Annotated in this window: 3 protein-coding genes; 2 read left to right on the top strand and 1 reads right to left on the bottom strand. The window is 64.3% G+C overall.

Annotated features, from left to right (window positions below):
- On the bottom strand, positions 1-652 hold a 652-nt coding region (locus ABD264_RS11535), incomplete at its 3' end, for a transposase (protein ID WP_486327060.1).
- Positions 653-838: 186 nt separating this feature from the next.
- Between ABD264_RS11535 and gad the strand changes: the two genes are divergently transcribed.
- Positions 839-2,242 carry a glutamate decarboxylase gene (gene gad / locus ABD264_RS11530; protein WP_344206162.1) on the top strand — a complete coding sequence of 468 codons (1,404 nt, stop codon included), beginning with the start codon at positions 839-841 and terminating at the stop codon, positions 2,240-2,242.
- Positions 2,243-2,434: 192 nt separating this feature from the next.
- Positions 2,435-3,922 (top strand): glutamate/gamma-aminobutyrate antiporter GadC, encoded by a 1,488-nt coding sequence (gadC, locus tag ABD264_RS11525; protein WP_344206160.1) that lies wholly within the window; start codon positions 2,435-2,437, stop codon positions 3,920-3,922.
- The last annotated feature ends 218 nt before the right edge of the window (positions 3,923-4,140 follow it).

Below are 4,140 nucleotides of genomic sequence, written 5' to 3'. Positions count from 1 at the left end.
GCTCGGCCAGCCAGTCCTTGAACGCCTTCTTCGACCGACCTTCGACCACGTCCAGCAGGCGTGAGGGCCCGGTGCCGTCCCGGACCGGGGTGAGGTCGATGATCACGGTGACGTACTTGTCGCCGCGCCGGGTGTGGCGCCACACGTGCTCATCGACGCCGACGACCTTGACACCGTCCAGGCGGGTCGGGTCCTCGATGAGCAGACGCCGGCCCTCAGCCAGGACCGCGTCGTTGGCGGTGTTCCACGCCACGCCCAGTCCTTCGGCAACTCGGGCCATCGACAGGTGGCCGACGACGATCCCGACCAGACCCCACCGCAGGCCGGCGCGGGAGATCTTGGCCCGCGGCGGCGCCGCAGCGGTGGTGTCCTGACGCCACACGTGCGAGCACTCTTTGCAGCGGTAGCGGCGCACGGTGAGCACCAGCGTGGTAGGGCGCCACCCGAACGGCTCGTGCGCCAACTCCCTGCTCACCGTGTCACGGGGCACGCCCTGGCAGCCGCACCGCCTGCACCAGTCGTCCGGCTCCGCGACCCGGCACGCCAGCACGGACCGGTCAGGCTCGAGCAGCTGGCCGGTGACCTCCAGACCGAGGCCGTCGAGGCGGGTGAAGGTAGTCAGGTCAGGGCGCGTGAAGGTAGCGTCAGGCACGTCGAGGTCTTCCGGACGGGTTGTGTGAGAACTCCCATCATCGGAAGACCTCGACCCTCACCCCGACACCGACGCGCCGCCCCAGGTCGCACCACAGCTACACCCTCATCTGTGAAGAGCCGGTGAACTACACTGGAATTGGGTGTTGGCAACCCCGCCTGCGCTGCACGGTGAAGGAGGAAAATAATGTCGAACACGCAACGCATCACGCGGCACGAGGATGGACTCGACCGGGTCGAGCTCAACCCGATCTTCTCCAGGCCGGGAGAGGCTACGATGCTGCCGAAGTTTCTCTTCCCCGAGGAGGAATCGCTGCAGGAAACCGCTTATCAGATCGTCCACGACGAGATGATGCTCGACGGGAATGCCCGACTCAATCTCGCGACTTTCGTCGGCACCTGGATGGACGATCACGCGTCTCGGCTTTATCTCGAAGCCGCCGATAAGAACATGATCGACAAGGACGAGTATCCGCAGACGGCAGCCATCGAGACGCGGTGTTGGCGTATGCTCGCCGATCTCTGGCACGCTCCGGACCCCGCCAATAGCATCGGGACATCCACGATCGGCTCGTCCGAAGCATGCATGCTAGGTGGCCTCGCCCTCAAGCGCCGCTGGCAGCATGCGCGCCGCAGTGCTGGAGAACCCACCGAGGAGCCGAACATCGTGCTCTCCAGCGCGGTGCAAGTGTGCTGGGAGAAATTCTGCAACTACTTCGAGGTCGAACCAAGGTATGTTCCCATCTCCGAGGAACATAAGGTTCTCGACGGTCACGGCCTCGAGAAGTATGTCGACGAGAACACTATCGGCGTTGTTGCGATCCTGGGCGTCACCTACACAGGGATGTACGAGCCCGTCGCGGCCATCGCCGCGGCGCTCGATCGCATCCAGGAGGCCACCGGAATCGACGTGCCCATCCACGTTGACGGCGCGTCTGGTGCCATGATCGCTCCCTTCTTGCAGCCGGATCTGGAATGGGACTTCCGCATCGAGCGCGTCGCCTCGATCAATACATCGGGACACAAGTACGGCCTCGTCTACCCGGGGCTCGGTTGGGTCGTTTGGCGGGACATCACCGCGCTCCCCGACGACCTGATCTTCCGCGTCAGCTATCTCGGCGGCAACATGCCGACATTCGCTCTGAACTTCTCCCGCCCCGGCGCGCAGGTCCTCCTGCAGTACTACCTATTCTTGCGACTGGGACGCACAGGTTTCCAAGCCGTGCAGCAGTCGACCCAAGACGTTGCGCTGTACCTCTCGAGCGAGATCGCGAAGATTCCGGCCTTCGAGCTCTGGAACGACGGCTCGGACATCCCCGTATTCGCGTGGCGCCTACGAGATGGTTACACACAGAACTGGAATCTGTACCACCTGTCGGAACGGCTCCGCATGAAGGGTTGGCTCGTGCCCGCGTACCCGATGCCGGCCGACCTCGTGGACATCACCGTCCAGCGCATCGTCGTCCGCAACGGGTTCAGCCACGACCTCGCCTCCTCGTTCCTCGCAGACCTCCGGGAAGCAGTCGCCTACCTCGATGCCCTCGAAGGCCCGCTGCCCGCAGAAGGCCAACACTCCGGATTCCACCACTGACCCAGAGCACAAGGAAGGGACGAGCTGATGTCTCACCACGAGTCCGCAGGACCGGACGAGCGCGCGGACGGCACTCAGGCCCCTACGGCGGAGCACGTCAAACCTCATCCGTACGGCCGATCGGGTAACCGCCGCCCAAGAAACCACACAGGGCCGGCGATTGGCGCCCCCGCGGCAGGAGCGACGACCTACATGTCGGTCGTGCAGCTGTCAATGCTCACGGTGGTAGCGGTGGCGTCGCTGCGATCCCTGCCCGCAATGGCCACCTATGGCCTGGGCTCCATCACGCTCTTCGTCATCCCCGCGATTCTGTTCCTCGTGCCGACCGCGCTCGTGGCAGCGGAGCTGGCAACGGGGTGGAAAGGCGGCATCTTCACCTGGGTGCGTGAGGCCTTCGGCGAACGCGCAGGGTTCGTCGCGATCTGGCTCCAGTGGATTCAGAACGTCGTGTGGTATCCCACGCAGATCGCCTTCATCGCGGCAAGCTTGTCGTTCGTCGTCGGAAAGCCCGATCTCGCACAGAGCGGGATCTACACCGCCATCGTCATCCTCGTCCTCTACTGGGGATCGACTCTCATCACTCTCGCCGGCGGCAACCTCTTCGCCAAAGTCGGCAGCTGGAGCGGGATCTTCGGCACGATCCTCCCCGCGGTTCTCCTGATCGCGCTCGGAGCGCTCTGGCTGGGCACGGGAGAACATTCCGAGACCTCACTACAGCCTTCAGCGGTCATACCGCCCTGGACCGGGATCGCCGCGATCGTCCTCGTCGTCTCGAACGTTCTCGCCTATGCAGGCATGGAAGTCAATGCGGTGCACGCGAACGATCTGAAGAACCCGGGACGCGGCTTTCCCCGATCGATAGCCTTCGCCACGATCCTCATCCTGGGTGTGTTCATCCTCCCCACAATCGCGATCGCCGTGGCCGTGCCGCAAACCGACCTCGGGGTGACCAACGGCATCAACCTGGCCTTCCAGACCTTCTTCGACCACTGGGGCATCTCGTGGGGCACACCGGTGATCTCGCTGCTCGTCGCACTCGGTGCTTTCGCCTCGGTGGTGACGTGGATTGCCGGGCCCTCACGCGGCCTGCTCGCCGCCGCGCGGACGGGACTGCTTCCGCCGTTGCTCCAGCGCCGGAACAAGGCAGGGGTGCAGGTGGGCATCCTCGCGGTGCAAGGAGTGATCGTGACGTTGCTCGCGCTGCTCTTCGTCCTCGTCCCCAATGGCAACACAGCATTCGTCGCCCTGGTGGACATGGCAGCAGCGCTCTACCTCATCATGTACATGCTGATGTTCGCCGCCGCGATCCGGCTGCGCCGGACGCAACCAAGGGTTGTTCGTAGCTACCGGACGCCTGTGATGCCCCTGGTGGCAGGCTTGGGTTTCATCTCCTGCGCCGCAGCCTTCATTCTCGCCTTCGTCCGCCCTACCGGGTTCTCTGGGCTCTCCGATGCCACCTACCCCCTGGTCGTCGCCGTCGTCGTGCTGCTACTGGGCGGCCCTCCGCTGATCTTTTACGCCGTGCGCCGCCCAACCTGGGACCGACGGAGCACGGCGGAAAAATCGAGCTCCGACATCGTTCTGGTGAATCCGATAATGGGTGCTGAGGCGGACTCGGGCACGCCCGACAGCGGTAGCGAGCCCACTGGGAGGAAGCCGCAGGAACGTCACGAGGACTGAACGCCTCCAGGCGCCGCATAATGACATAGCCCGTTGCGGACGACGGACTAGGTGTGGTGTCCAGGGACGTTGTTTCGGTGACACGGGCCTAATCTGCTGAAGGGCGAAGACCTCCGGTTGTGAAGTGGAGCTGTTGAGTTCAACCGCTTCACGAACCAGGAGGCCTTCGTGTCCCACGCTAACGCTGCTCTCACTCCTCGCGCTCGTCTGCGCTTGGC

The organism is Kocuria salsicia, from assembly GCF_039532055.1.
GTDB lineage: Bacteria > Actinomycetota > Actinomycetes > Actinomycetales > Micrococcaceae > Kocuria > Kocuria salsicia.
Note: the sequence above shows the minus strand (reverse complement) of the source record. Positions and strands in the feature narration are given on the sequence as shown.